Source organism: Amnibacterium flavum, from assembly GCF_003097495.1.
In the GTDB taxonomy this organism is placed as follows: Bacteria; Actinomycetota; Actinomycetes; order Actinomycetales; family Microbacteriaceae; genus Naasia; species Naasia flava.
The window spans coordinates 451,498-464,868 of record NZ_QEOP01000001.1 but is presented as its reverse complement, the minus strand read 5'-3'; the positions used below and the strand labels follow the sequence as shown (position 1 = coordinate 464,868).

Sequence of the window (13,371 nt, the reverse complement as noted above, 5' to 3'; positions counted from 1 at the left end):
GACCTCAGACGCCGACGTACGCGGCGAGGTGCTGTCCGGTCAGCGTCGAGCGATCGGCGACGAGGTCGGCCGGGGTTCCCTCGAAGACCACGCTGCCGCCGTCATGGCCGGCGCCCGGACCGAGATCGATGATCCAGTCGGCGTGAGCCATGACGGCCTGATGGTGTTCGATGACGATGACGGAGCGTCCATGCTCGACCAGGCGGTCGAGGAGTCCGAGGAGCTGGTCGACGTCGGCGAGGTGCAGACCCGTCGTCGGCTCGTCGAGTACGTAGACGCTGCCCTTCTCGCCCATGTGGGTCGCGAGCTTGAGTCGCTGACGCTCGCCTCCTGAGAGCGTGGTGAGCGGCTGTCCGAGGCTGAGGTAGCCGAGGCCGACGTCGACCATGCGGTCGAGGATCGCGTGGGCTGCCGGTGTCTTCGCCTCGCCTTCGGCGAAGAATCGCTCGGCCTCGGTGACCGGCATCGCCAGCACTTCGCTGATGTCCTTGCCTCCGAGTTTGTACTCGAGGACCGCGGCCTGGAAGCGCTTGCCGCCGCACACCTCGCAGGTCGAGGCCACGCTGGCCATCATGCCGAGATCGGTATAGATCATGCCGTTGCCGTTGCAGACCGGGCAGGCGCCTTCGGAGTTGGCGCTGAAGAGGGCGGGTTTCACGCCGTTCGCCTTCGCGAAGGCCTTGCGGATGGGCTCGAGCAGGCCGGTATAGGTCGCGGGGTTGCTGCGCCGCGAGCCGCGGATCGCGGCCTGGTCGATGGACACCACGTCGTCGCGACCCGACACCGATCCGTGGATCAGCGAGCTCTTGCCCGACCCTGCGACACCGGTGACGACCACCAGCACGCCGAGCGGGATGTCGACGTCCACATCGCGCAGGTTGTGGGACTTCGCACCGCGGATCTCGAGTGCGCCCGAGGGGGCGCGGACGGAGTCCTTGAGCTTGGCCCGGTCGTCGAGGTGCTTGCCGGTGAGGGTGCCGCTGGCGCGGAGGCCGTCGACGGTGCCCTCGAAGCAGATGGTTCCGCCTTCGGTTCCGGCGCGCGGGCCCAGGTCGATGACATGGTCGGCGATCGCGATGGCCTCGGGCTTGTGCTCCACGACGAGCACGGTGTTGCCCTTGTCGCGCAGCTGGAGGAGCAGCACGTTCATGCGTTCGATGTCGTGCGGGTGCAGACCGACGGTCGGCTCGTCGAAGACGTAGGTGACGTCGGTGAGCGAGGAGCCGAGGTGACGGATCATCTTCGTGCGCTGCGCCTCACCGCCCGACAGGGTGCCGGAAGGCCGGTCGAGCGAGAGGTAGCCGAGCCCGATCTCGACGAACGAGTCGAGGGTCTCGCCGAGTTTGGCGAGAAGCGGGGCGACCGAGGGCTCGTCGAGTCCGTGCACCCACTGCGCGAGGTCGCTGATCTGCATCGCGCACGCGTCGGCGATGCTGATGCCCTCGATCTTGGATGACCGAGCGCCTTCGTTGAGTCTCGTTCCGTTGCACTCGGGGCAGGTGGTGAAGGTGGCGGCCCGGTCGACGAAGGCCCGGATGTGCGGCTGCATCGCTTCGCGATCCTTCGCGAAGAACGACTTCTGGATCTTCGGGATGAGGCCCTCGAAGGTGAGGTTCATGTTGTCGAACTTCACCTTTCGAGACTCGCCGTAGAGGAACTCGGTGCGCTGCTTGTCGGTGAACGAGGCGATCGGCTGGTCCATCGGCACGACGGCGCCGAAGATCTTCACGTACCAGCCGTCGGCCGTGTAGCCGGGGATCGTGAGCGCGCCCTCGGCGATCGACTTGGTCTCGTCGAACAGCTGGGAGAGGTCGATGTCCGAGACGGAACCCATGCCCTCGCAGCGCGGGCACATGCCGCCGGTGATGGTGAAGTCGCGGCGCTCCTTGGTGGTGATGCCGCCCTTCTCGAACGTGACGGCACCGGCGCCCGAGATGGAGGCCACATTGAAGGAGAACGCCTGGGGCGAGCCGACGTGGGGGTCGCCGAGGCGGCTGAACAGGATGCGCAGCATCGCGTTCGCGTCGGTGGCCGTGCCGACGGTGGATCGCACGTTGGCGCCCATCCGCTCCTGGTCGACGATGATCGCCGTGGTGAGGCCTTCGAGCACGTCGACCTCGGGCCGGTCGAGGGAGGGCATGAAGCCCTGCAGGAATGAGCTGTAGGTCTCGTTGATCATGCGCTGCGACTCGGCGGCGATGGTGCCGAACACGAGCGAGCTCTTGCCGGAGCCGGAGACCCCGGTGAAGACGGTCAGTCGGCGCTTGGGGATCTCGACGCTGACGTTCTTGAGGTTGTTCTCCCGCGCGCCCTGAACCCGGATGAGGTCGTGGCTGTCGGCGACGATGTCCATGGCGCCCACGCTAGCGGCGCCCTGGGACACGAACCACCACCCCCCACCCCTGGGTCGCGGAGGGGGTCGGCGTTCTCGCAACCGGGCCGACTTAGCGTGGATGCATGGAAGCCATCTACACCGCCATCGCGCACGCAACCGGAGGTGGCCGCGACGGCCGCGTCCGCACCGAGGACGACCGTCTCGACCTCGAGACCCGCCCGCCGAAGGAGATGGGGGGCTCGGGTGAGGGCACCAACCCCGAGCAGCTGTTCGCAGCCGGCTACTCCGCCTGCTTCCTCAGCGCGCTCCACGGCGCGGGCCGGCAGCTGAAGCTCGACACGAAGGATGCTGCGGTCTCGGCGAGCGTCAGCATCGGCAGCCTCGACGCCGGCGGGTTCGGCCTCGCCGTCGAACTCGACGTCTACGTCCCCAACGTGAGCAAGGACGAGGCCGAGAAGCTCGCCGAGGCGGCCCACGCGATCTGCCCGTACTCGAACGCGACCCGGGGCAACGTCGAGGTCACCCTCACCGTCGTCGAGTAGCCCACGAGACGTCGGGTCGAGCGGCGCTAGGGTCGGAGCATGAGTCTCCTGAACCAGCCGCTCGATCCCGACGACGCGGCAGCGCTCGACGAGCTGCAGTCGTTCCGTCAGAGCATCGACAACATCGACGCCGCGCTCATTCACCTGCTGGCCGAACGCTTCAAGGCGACTCAGAAGGTCGGCGAGTTGAAGGCCGCCCACGGCCTTCCCGCCGCCGACCCCGAGCGCGAGCGTCGTCAGATCACGCGGCTCAAAGCGCTCGCCGAATCCGCGAGTCTCGACCCCGTCTTCGCCGAGAAGTGGTTCAACTTCGTCGTCGCCGAGGTCATCCACCACCATGAGCGCATCGCCTCGGGCGAGGAAGCCTGACGGCCCACCGCTCGATGATCCGCGTCGTCAGGACTTGGGGGATCGGCCCGTATCGGCGAGGAACGCGTTCCGCTGCTCGATGAGGCGCCGTAGGTAGCGTGCGAGCACGAGTCGTTCGACGACCCGCCCGATCGGCCCGAACGGCGCGGAGAACTCCACGACGTCCCGCATCCGGGAACCGCCCGGCGTGGCCTCGAAGAGGTGCTGGTGTCGGAAGCGGCGGAAGGGTCCGCGCACCTGCTCGTCGACGAAGGACGTCGGCCGGTCCTGCGCGGTGATGCGGCTCGTCATGGTGATCGGGACGCCGAAATGCCGTGCCCTCCAGGTCACGGTCTCGCCGAGTCCGATCTCTCCCGATGTCACGCCCCCGATTGCCCGCTCGTCGGACGCGGCCATCGATCCCGTATGCGCGTCGATGTCGAGCGACAGGTCGAACAGCTGCTCGACCGGCATGCTCGTCTCGGTCAGGCACTCGAAGCGGACGGTCACGCCTCATCCTCTCGCGATTCGACCTCGAGCTGGCGGCGGGTTGCCGACTACCTAATCCGTCAGGTACATTCCACGTGGAATATTCGAGCTGGAAGGGGAAGTCGATGCTCACACCGCTGGCCGTCGCCGCGCTCGCCATGCTCGTCGAGAGCCCGATGCACCCGTACGAGATGTATCAACTCATGCTCCATCGGCGTGAGGACGGGATCGTCAAGCTCCGACCCGGCTCGCTCTACCACACGATCGCTCGGCTCGAACGGGACGGCCTCGCGGTCGCCGCGGGCACCGATCGGGAGGGCAATCGGCCCGAGCGCACGACCTACGCCATCACCGACACCGGACGGGCGGCGCTCGCGGAGCGGGTCGCGGGCATGCTCGAGGAACCCGCGGACGAATATCCGGAGTTCCCTCTCGGTCTCAGTGAGGCCAGCATCCTCACCGCCGAGCACACCGTCGAGCTCCTCGCCACCAGGGCGGTGCATCTGCGTGCGCAGCTGACCCTGCTCGACCTGGCCCGCACCAAGGTGATCACCAAGGGCGTGCCCGAGAAGTTCTGGATCGACATCGACTACCGGCGAGACCTCATCCAGGCGCAGATCGATTGGATCGAGCGCCTCTCGAACCGCATCACGACGGGAGATCTCCCGTGGTGACATCGCACACGAAAGCAGAACCAATGGAAACCCCCATCAAGCCGTGGCCGGCGCTCTGGTCGCTCATCCTCGGTTTCTTCATGATCCTCATCGACACCACCATCGTGTCGGTCGCCAACCCGGCGATCCTCCGCGGGCTCGACACCGACATCAACGCGGTCATCTGGGTCACGAGCGCGTACCTGCTCGCGTACGCGGTGCCGCTGCTGGTGACCGGCCGACTCGGTGACCGCTTCGGACCGAAGAACATCTACCTCGCCGGCCTCGCCATCTTCACCATCGCCTCGGCGCTCTGCGGACTCTCGGACAGTATCGGCACCCTCATCGCCGCCCGCGTCCTCCAGGGCATCGGGGCGGCGCTCATGACGCCGCAGACGATGGCGGTCATCACCCGTATCTTCCCGCCGAACCGACGCGGCGCGGCCATGGGCCTGTGGGGTTCGACCGCGGGCGTCGCCACGCTGGTCGGTCCGATCCTCGGCGGTGTGCTCGTCGACGGCTTCGGCTGGGAGTGGATCTTCTTCATCAACGTCCCCATCGGGATCGTCGGTTTCATCCTCGTCCTGCGGAACGTGCCCAAGCTCGCGACGAGCAAGCACCGTTTCGACATCCTCGGTGTCGTGCTCAGCTCGGTGGGTCTCTTCCTGCTCGTCTTCGGCATCCAGGAGGGCGAGACCTACGACTGGGGCACCATCGTCGGGCCGATCTCGGTGTGGTCGCTGATCATCGCCGGCATCGTCGTCCTCATCGGCTTCGTGGTCTGGCAGCGCGTCAACAAGGGCGAGCCGCTGCTCCCTCTCGACCTGTTCCGTGACCGCAACTTCTCGCTCGCGAACGCGGGCATCACGACCGTCGGCTTCGCGATCACCAGCATGTCGCTCCCTCTGGTCTTCTACTTCCAGACGGTTCGCGGTCTCACTCCCACGCAGTCGGCGCTGATGCTCGTTCCCATGGCGCTGCTGTCGGGCGGACTCGCTCCGGTCGTCGGCAAGATCATCGACAAGGTGAACCCGCGCAACCTGGCCGTCGCCGGCCTCCTGCTGTTCGCGATCGCGCTCGGGTCGTACTCGGTGCTGCTGCACCCCGACACCCCGATCTGGATGCTGCTCATACCGAGCGCCATCCTCGGCCTCGCCAACGCGGGTATCTGGGCGCCGATCTCGAATACGGCCACCCGCAACCTCCCTCCCCGTGTGGCGGGCGCCGGTTCGGGTGTCTACAACACGACCCGTCAGATCGGAGCGGTGCTCGGAAGCGCGTCGATCGCAGTGCTCATCGAGTCGCGCCTCTCCGCCGAGCTGCCCGGTGGTGCCGGTGAGGCCTCGGGTGCGGGGTTCGGGTCGGGCGCCCTGCCCGCCGCCCTGCAGGACGGCTTCTCGACCGCGATGGGGCAGGCACTCCTGCTCCCCGCGGCCGTCGCCCTGGTCGGCGCCGTGATCGTTGCCTTCTTCGCCAAGCCCAAGCCGCACAGCGGCTGGTCCGCGGACCGCACCGAGGCCCCGGCGGTTGCGGAGACCCCCGCCAGCTGAACGCCGAGTTGCCCAGTTCCGCCCACTCGATCGCGTCGAGAGGGGCCGAACTGGGCAACTCACCGGGTCGGGGGTGCCTGGTTGGATGGGGCCACGGCGCAACCGGGCGTCCGTCGCTTCTAAGGAATGCTCGTGACGCCTCGCCGCACCGCGCTCGGACTCGCGCTGCTGTCGTTCTCGACCTTCGTCGCCGTGACGAGCGAGCTGCTCCCGATCGGAGTGCTGCCGCAGGTCGCCCGCGGTCTGGACGTGCCGGAGTCGACGGCCGGGCTCTCGGTCTCGGTCTACGCGGTCCTGGTCGCGGTCCTGGCGATTCCGATGACGGTCGTCACCGAACGGGTGCCGCGGAAGACCCTCCTCCTGCTGGCGCTCGCGGGATACGCCCTGTCGAACGGGATCGGGGCGATCGCCCCCGACTTCCTCGTGCTCTGCATCGGACGCGCGCTCGGCGGGCTCTCGCACGCCGTCTTCTACTCCGTCGTCACCGCGTACGCCGCCGCGCTCGTCCCGCCCCATCGGTTGGGCCGCGCGTTGGCTTTCGCATTCGCGGGGGCGTCCCTCGGCTCAGTTCTCGGCGTCCCGGTCACGAGCCTCATCGGTGTTCAGCTCGGATGGCAGGCGTCCTTCGCGACCATGGCGGTTGTTGCCGCCCTGCTCGCCATCGTCGTCGTGATCGCGCTGCCGTCCGTGTCCTCATCCGCACCTGAGCCGGGTACGGCGAAGTACCGCCCGGGGCGGGGGCTCGTTCCGATCGTGAGCGCCAACAGCCTCGTCTACCTCGGCCACAATGCCGCGTACACCTACATCGCGCCCCTGCTGGGCCTCGCGGGTATCGAAGACGCAGCGCTCGGCGGGGTGCTGCTCCTGCTCGGGGTGCTGAGCGCCGCGGGGGTGCTAGTCGCCGGAGTGCTCGCCGACCGGCACCTCGGCGCGGTCTTCATCGCCAGTTCCGCGATCGTGGCGGTCACCCTCGCACTGCTCACCTTCGTCGGTGGTTCCGCGTTGCCGGCAGTCGCGGACTCCGCCGTGTGGGTGCTCGCGTTCGGCGCCCTCGGTCCGCTGATCACGACTGCGGCGGTCCGGACGGGAGCCGTCTCGGATTCGATGGCGGGCGCGGTCGCGAACAGCGCGAGCAACGTGGGCATCACGTTGGGTTCCCTGCTGGGCAGCGGGGTCATCGCCCTCGGCAGCCTCTCGGCAGTGCCGATCGCGGGCGCGGTCTTCGCGGCAGCGGGCGCGGTCGTGGCGATCGCCTACAGGGCGAAGTTCCGCCGCCCCGATACCGACTTGCCCAGTTTGGCCCCCTGAACCTCGATCTCAGGGGCTGAACTGGGCAACTCGGCGGGGGTAGGTCAGGCGAAGTGGGCCGGCAGGGTGGCGCGAGAGGCCTCGCGCAGCTCGTCGAGCGGGATGCCGAAGTAGCCCTGCAGGTCGAGCGACGGGTTCTCGCCGGGCACGCCGTCGGTCACGCCGATGCGGAGAGCCGGGTAGCGGCGGGCCTCGCAGAGGCCGACGAACTTGACGTCGTCCTCGCGCGGCACCGAGACGAGGACGCGGCCGGTGGACTCGCTGAACAGGGCGGTCGCGGCGTCGACCCCGTCGCGCTGGCAGATCTCGTCGACCCAGAACCGGGCGCCGATGCCGAAGCGCAGCGACGACTCGACGATCGCCTGGGCCAGTCCACCGTCGGCGAGGTCGTGCGCCGAGCTGATCAGCGCCTCCTTGGCGGCTGCGCGGATGAGGTCAGCCAGGGCCTTCTCGCGCGTCAGGTCAACCTCGGGCGGAACGCCGCCGAGGTGGCCGTGGATCGTTCCGGACCAGGCCGAGCCGTCGAGCTCGAGCGCCGTGGTGCCGAGCAGGTACAGGTTCTGGCCCTCGTCCTGCCATCCGGACGGGATGCGACGGGCGACGTCGTCGATTATGCCGAGGACGCCGACGACGGGCGTCGGGTGGATGGGCTGGGTGCCGGTCTGGTTGTAGAACGAGACGTTGCCGCCGGTGACGGGGATCTCGAGCTCGAGGCAGCCGTCGGCGAGGCCCTCGATGGCCTTCGAGAACTGCCACATGACCTCGGGGTTCTCGGGAGAGCCGAAGTTCAGGCAGTCGGAGACGCCGACCGGGGTCGCGCCGGTGACGGCGACATTGCGGTACGCCTCGGCCAGCGCGAGCTGGGCGCCGCGGTACGGGTCGAGGTAGCAGTAGCGGCCGTTCGCGTCGGTCGCGACTGCGAAGCCGAGCCCGGACTCCTCGTCGATGCGGACCATCCCGCCGTCATCGGGGAAGCTGAGGGCCGTGTTGCCGAGCACGTACCGGTCGTACTGGTCGGTGATCCAGCTCTTGTCGGCGAGGTTGGGGCTCGCGGTCAGGCGGATGACCTGCTCGCGCAGATCGTCGCCCTCGGTGGGGCGCATGAGCATCGCGGCGGTGTCGGCCTGCACGTTGTCGAGCCAGGTCGGGTACGCGATCGGGCGGTCGTAGACCGGGCCGTCGACCGCGACGGTGCGGGGGTCGACATCGACGATCTTCTCGCCGCGCCAGCGGATCTCGAGGCGACCGGTGTCGGTGACCTCTCCGAGAACGCTGGTCTCGACGTCCCACTTGCCGACGACCGCCAGGAAGCCCTCGAGCTTCTCGGGGCGGACGATGGCCATCATCCGCTCCTGGCTCTCGGACATGAGGATCTCCTCGGCCGTGAGCGTGGGGTCGCGGAGCAGGACCGCGTCGAGGTCGACGGCCATGCCACCATCGCCGTTGGAGGCCAGCTCGCTCGTCGCGCAGCTGATGCCGGCGGCGCCGAGGTCCTGAATGCCCTCGACCAGATCGCCCGCGAAGAGCTCGAGGCAGCACTCGATGAGCACCTTCTCGGCGAACGGGTCGCCCACCTGGACGGCCGGGCGCTTGGTGGGGCCGCCCTCGGCGAACGTGTCGGAGGCGAGGATCGAGGCGCCGCCGATTCCGTCGCCGCCGGTGCGGGCGCCGAAGAGCACGACCTTGTTGCCGACACCGCGCGCGTTGGCGAGGTGCAGGTCTTCGTGGCGGAGCACGCCCACCGCGAGGGCGTTGACGAGCGGGTTCGCCTGGTAGGTCGGGTCGAAGTAGGTCTCGCCGCCGATGTTGGGCAGACCGAGGCAGTTGGCGTAGAAGCTGATGCCGCCGACCACGCCGTGCACGACCCGCGCGGTGTCGGAGGAGTCGATCGCGCCGAAGCGGAGCGCATCCATCACCGCGACCGGACGGGCGCCCATCGAGATGATGTCGCGCACGATGCCGCCGACGCCGGTCGCGGCGCCCTGGAACGGCTCGATGTAGCTGGGGTGGTTGTGGCTCTCGATCTTGAAGGTGACGGCCCAGCCGTCGCCGACATCGAGGACGCCCGCGTTCTCACCCATGCCGACCATGAGGTTCTTCTTCATGGCGGGCGTGACCTTCTGGCCGAACTGTCGCAGCCACACCTTGCTGCTCTTGTACGAGCAGTGCTCGCTCCACATGACGGAGTACATGGCGAGCTCGCCGCTGGTGGGGCGTCGGCCGAGGATCTCGCGGATGCGGAGGTACTCGTCGTCCTTGAGACCGAGTGCCGCGTAGGGCTGCTCCTTCTCAGGGGTGCGGCTGGCGACGTCGACTGAGTCGACGGGGATGCTGACGGCGGATTCGGGCACGGTCGCAGGGGCTCCTCAGCTCGCGGACGAACCGCATAAGTCTATGGTCCCGGCCGCTTCTCCCCGCCGTCGAGCGGAGACGCGGCACTTGCATTCTGACATATACCGATATATCGTTACGTATCGCGTTACAAACGTGGCGTGGAGCCGATCGGCTCACCACCCATTTCGAAAGAAGAGATCATGCACCCCCATCACAACGAACACACGAATCAAGATCAGTACGACAGTCCCCGCGACCGCTTCCGCCGTCGCGGCCCCGGCGGACACGGCGGCTTCGGTTTCGGCGGTCCCGGCTTCGGTCCGGGCTTCGGTCCCGGCTTCCCCGGTGGCCCCGGTTTCCGCGGACGTCCGCGCGCTCGCCGCGGTGACGTGCGGATGCTCCTCATCTCGCTGCTCGCCGATGCCCCGTCGAACGGGTACGGACTCATCAAGTCCATCGCCGAGCGCACCGAGAACCAGTGGAAGCCCAGCCCCGGATCGGTCTACCCAACCCTCGCCCAGCTCGTCGACGAAGGACTCGTCGAAGGCACCGGCAGCGGGCGCGGCGAGGAGTACCGCCTCACCGACGAAGGCCGCGCCTACGCCGCGGACAATGCCGAGGCGATGACCTCCGCATGGGCCGACCTCGCGGGTCAGAACCCGGGTGAGGACCCGCTGTTCTCGAGCTTCGGAAAGCTCGCGAACGCGATCCGGCAGTTCGCCTCCGAGGCGACTCCCGAGCAGCGCAAGGCTCTCGCCGAGCAGCTCGACGGGGTCCGTCGCGACCTCTACCGCACGCTCGCCGAGTAGTGCTCTCCGCAGTTCAGGCGTTCTGCAGGTCGGCCGCGCCGTCGGCCGACCGGGAACGACTGACGAGTCGATCGAGGATCGACTCGTAGCCGTCGACCATGGCGTCCACCGAATAGGCGGATGCCGTGCGTGCGACGGCTTCTCTGTCTCTGCCCGACGCCGCGACGATCGCGTGCGCGAGTGATCCGGGGTCATCGCTGTCCGCAAGAGCACCGGCCTGCGGTGTCACGATCTCGGGCAGCGCACCGTTGGGGAGCGCCGCGACGGGTGTTCCGACCGCCATCGCCTCGACCACCGACAGTCCGAACGGCTCCGCCCACAGCGGCGACGCGATGAAGGCCGCCCCCGAGGCGAGGAAGGCGGGCAGCTCATCGTGACCCAGATGCCCGCGGTGGACGACGTCGTCGCCGAGCAGTGGCACGATCCGCTCCGCCCAGTACGACGGTGATGAGACGGGACCGCCGAACTCGAGTCGGAACCCGGCGCGACGCGCAGCATCGATGGCGACGTGGAGCCCCTTCTCCGGCGTGATGCGAGCAGCCCACACCGCGACTCCGGGCCGGGGTGCCGTCGTCGATGTCCAACGGCCGAGGTCGATCCCGTTCGGAACGATCTCGACCTGGGGCAGAAGGTGCCGCCATGACACGGCGTTCGCCTGCGAGACCGTCGCATAGCCGTGATGGATCGACGGCTGCCACAGGGGATGGGACAGCACGGCTGTCACGTCCGCGAGGGTGGCGGGAGTGTGCAGGACCGTCAGCATCGGCCGGTCCCGCAGCGAGCGGAACGGCAGCGAGCTCAGAGAATTGTTGATGACGGCGTCGTATCGCCCGGCCGCGATCAGCTGGATGCTCCGATACGCCGCTTCAGCGAGGAAACCGCGCTGCTGCTCCCGCACATGCGGAGAAGCGGCATTGACGAAGTCGAAGTCGGCGGGCACCAGGGAGATGATCCGCGCACGCGACTCCGACCCCTCCTTCGCGTAGAGGGTGACGTCGTGCCCTCGCGCCACGAGCGCATCGGCGAGCATCGCGGTGTGCGCCTCGGTGCCGCCCTGATAGGGCTGCCGGATCGGATGGTGCATGTGGCACAGGATCGCGATCCTCATGCGGCCACCGCGCGGCGGTACGCGCCGGTGTCGGGGTCGCGTGAGACCAGGCCGTCGTTCTCGAACGCCTCGAGCCAGCCCCTCATCGGCCAGTACCCCCACCTCTCGGCGAACACCGCGCCGTTGCGCAGGATGTCGTCGAGGTGCCGCACCGGCGGCGACTCGACATCGTGATGCTGGTGAAACGCCGTGGCCCCGCCGACGAAGAGGAGCGGAACACCGGCGACTCGTGCTCGCTCACCGAAGTCCGTGTCCTCGGCGCCGTACCCGAGGTAGCTCTCGTCGAACCCGCCGATCTGCTCCCAGGTCGAGGCGGTCGCCGCGAAGGACAACGACCAGAAGAGGTGATGTCCCGCTTCGACCGTCTGCCCCAGCGCGGGTTGGGGGCGGAAGTCGTGGAACCGGGCGAGGTCGTCGAGCGAGTCGCTGTCGGTGGCCGTGATCGAGGACGCACCGGGCGGCAGGTAGCCGACCGCGCCGGTGAGCAGCGCATCGGGCCGTCTGTTCAGGGCTTCGCCGTACCAGCCGAGGCAGTCGACCGACGGTACGCAGTCGACATCGAGGAAGACCAGCGCTTCAGCGCCGGCTTCCAGAGCGGAGCGCGCGCCGAGATTGCGGGCAGCGGCAAGGGGGAGGGGAGACGATGCCGACGGCATGGGGATGACGGTGGGCCGCCGCGGATCACCGATCCGCCAATCGGCGAGCTGCGAGCCCATGTCGACCACGACGTGCTCCGACTCCGGGGCGAAGCGCTCGAGCGCCTCGCATTGACGGGCGAGATGCGGTCGGCGCCCGGCGGCGATGGTCACGACTGTCGCCTTCATATCGCCGCCTCGCGGCCCGCGAACGCGACCTCGCTGATGATGGCTGCGGCTGCCGCGGCCCCGTCTCCACTCGTGAACCGATTCCATCCGATGCCGTCGAATCGCCGGGCCCGCTCGATGTCGGCGGCCCAGTCGCGGTCAGGTGACGGAGCCTCTGCCACGACGACCGCGGGGACCCCGAACCTCTCGAGGGCTCGCGCGAGGTGCCTCTGCTCGTCGTGGGGCCGGTCGTCGGCGATGAGCAGAGCAGGGGTGCGCGTGGCGGCGATCTCGGCGACGGCGTTCTGCCCGCAGTGCGAGATGACGACCGTGGCGTCGCGGAGGGAGTGGGAGATCTGCTCGACGGAACCGGTGATCTCGGTCACCGGGATCCCGCTGCGTCGCAGCGAGTCCGCCGCGAGGGAGAGGGGATCGGTGCCGAACGCGCCGTGACCTCGGAGGAGGGCGACGCCTCCCCGTCGAGCGCTCGTGGCGTCGGTCGAGGCGATCCGCGCGATCGTCCCGACCGGACGGATCTTGGCCGTGTTGGGTTCGTCGACGATCAGCGGGTCGAGTCCCGCGGGCCAAGGCGCGATGATCGCCTCGGAGATGTCGTATCCAAGGCGGTGAGCGGGGTCGCGGCGGTCGCCCGGCTGTCCGATCGTCACAACCGGGATGCCGTGCAGTCTGGCCAGCAGTGCGACTTCGACGGAGACGTCGACCACCACCGCTTCGGGCCGGGCGGCCACGAACCAGGCGGAGATGGCCGCCATGCGTGCGAGCAGCCCGGTGCCGCCCCGGGGAACCCAGTGCAGGCGGCCACCGGCGCGGGGGTCGACGGGATGCACGGTCTCGGGCCCCGTGTCGGGTGCGAGCTCGATCCATTCGCCCGTCCAGCCGACCGGCGCGAGGGCGGAGGAGAGCCCGGTCACGGGGGTGTCGAGTTCGCGGGCGATCGCCAGGGCGCGGTGGCGGTGTCCGCTCCCGCGGTGATGCACGTAGTACCCGATCACAGGGCACACCGTAGCGCCCCCGCCTGACGCCCCCGTTCAGGTAGGAAGCCCCCGATCGCGACCCGCTTTCATCGGGCGG

General features: G+C 68.8%; 12 protein-coding genes. 6 read left to right on the top strand and 6 right to left on the bottom strand.

What is annotated here, in order from left to right; all coding sequences use genetic code 11:
* Positions 1-4 precede the first annotated feature (4 nt).
* Positions 5-2,353 (bottom strand): ATP-binding cassette domain-containing protein, encoded by a 2,349-nt coding sequence (locus DDQ50_RS02220; protein WP_116755094.1) that lies wholly within the window; start codon positions 2,351-2,353, stop codon positions 5-7.
* Positions 2,354-2,457: 104 nt separating this feature from the next.
* On the opposite strand from DDQ50_RS02220, the gene DDQ50_RS02215 reads away from it, so the two are divergent.
* Both DDQ50_RS02215 and DDQ50_RS02210 read left to right on the top strand, forming a co-directional pair.
* The gene (locus tag DDQ50_RS02215; protein ID WP_116755093.1) at positions 2,458-2,877 is read left to right on the top strand and encodes an organic hydroperoxide resistance protein; all 420 of its coding nucleotides are present in this window, start codon (positions 2,458-2,460) and stop codon (positions 2,875-2,877) included.
* 39 nt (positions 2,878-2,916) lie between these two features.
* Positions 2,917-3,246: a chorismate mutase gene (locus DDQ50_RS02210; protein ID WP_116755092.1), complete on the top strand. Its 330-nt coding sequence runs from the start codon at positions 2,917-2,919 to the stop codon at positions 3,244-3,246.
* Positions 3,247-3,273: 27 nt separating this feature from the next.
* Here DDQ50_RS02210 and DDQ50_RS02205 read toward each other — a convergent pair whose 3' ends face one another.
* A complete protein-coding gene (locus DDQ50_RS02205; RefSeq protein ID WP_205663553.1) occupies positions 3,274-3,735 on the bottom strand; it encodes an SRPBCC family protein in 462 nt (153 codons plus the stop codon).
* A gap of 104 nt (positions 3,736-3,839) precedes the next feature.
* Here DDQ50_RS02205 and DDQ50_RS02200 point away from each other — a divergent pair, with 104 nt between their 5' ends.
* From DDQ50_RS02200 to DDQ50_RS02190, 3 genes are all read left to right on the top strand, one after another.
* Positions 3,840-4,388: a PadR family transcriptional regulator gene (locus tag DDQ50_RS02200; RefSeq protein WP_116755091.1), complete on the top strand. Its 549-nt coding sequence runs from the start codon at positions 3,840-3,842 to the stop codon at positions 4,386-4,388.
* Between the two features lie 23 nt (positions 4,389-4,411).
* A complete protein-coding gene (locus DDQ50_RS02195; protein WP_116755090.1) occupies positions 4,412-5,917 on the top strand; it encodes a DHA2 family efflux MFS transporter permease subunit in 1,506 nt (501 codons plus the stop codon).
* 132 nt (positions 5,918-6,049) lie between these two features.
* Entirely contained in the window at positions 6,050-7,225 is a 1,176-nt protein-coding gene (locus DDQ50_RS02190; protein WP_165829660.1) for an MFS transporter, read from the top strand.
* A gap of 44 nt (positions 7,226-7,269) precedes the next feature.
* Here the strand turns inward: DDQ50_RS02190 and purL are convergent, their stop codons facing one another.
* Positions 7,270-9,576: a phosphoribosylformylglycinamidine synthase subunit PurL gene (gene purL, locus DDQ50_RS02185; RefSeq protein ID WP_116755088.1), complete on the bottom strand. Its 2,307-nt coding sequence runs from the start codon at positions 9,574-9,576 to the stop codon at positions 7,270-7,272.
* Positions 9,577-9,759: 183 nt separating this feature from the next.
* On the opposite strand from purL, the gene DDQ50_RS02180 reads away from it, so the two are divergent.
* On the top strand, positions 9,760-10,368 hold the full coding sequence (locus DDQ50_RS02180; protein ID WP_116755087.1) for a PadR family transcriptional regulator: 609 nt from the start codon (positions 9,760-9,762) through the stop codon (positions 10,366-10,368).
* 13 nt (positions 10,369-10,381) lie between these two features.
* Here the strand turns inward: DDQ50_RS02180 and DDQ50_RS02175 are convergent, their stop codons facing one another.
* The 3 genes from DDQ50_RS02175 to DDQ50_RS02165 are packed head-to-tail and all read right to left on the bottom strand — an operon-like array spanning position 10,382 to position 13,292.
* Positions 10,382-11,476, bottom strand: coding sequence for a glycosyltransferase (locus DDQ50_RS02175; protein ID WP_116755086.1), 1,095 nt, complete (start codon positions 11,474-11,476; stop codon positions 10,382-10,384).
* Positions 11,473-12,300: a glycosyltransferase family 2 protein gene (locus DDQ50_RS02170; protein ID WP_116755085.1), complete on the bottom strand. Its 828-nt coding sequence runs from the start codon at positions 12,298-12,300 to the stop codon at positions 11,473-11,475. The genes DDQ50_RS02175 and DDQ50_RS02170 overlap by 4 nt, the downstream gene beginning before the upstream one ends.
* Positions 12,297-13,292, bottom strand: coding sequence for a glycosyltransferase (locus tag DDQ50_RS02165; protein ID WP_116755084.1), 996 nt, complete (start codon positions 13,290-13,292; stop codon positions 12,297-12,299). Before DDQ50_RS02165 ends, DDQ50_RS02170 begins: the two co-directional genes overlap by 4 nt.
* Positions 13,293-13,371 lie beyond the last annotated feature (79 nt).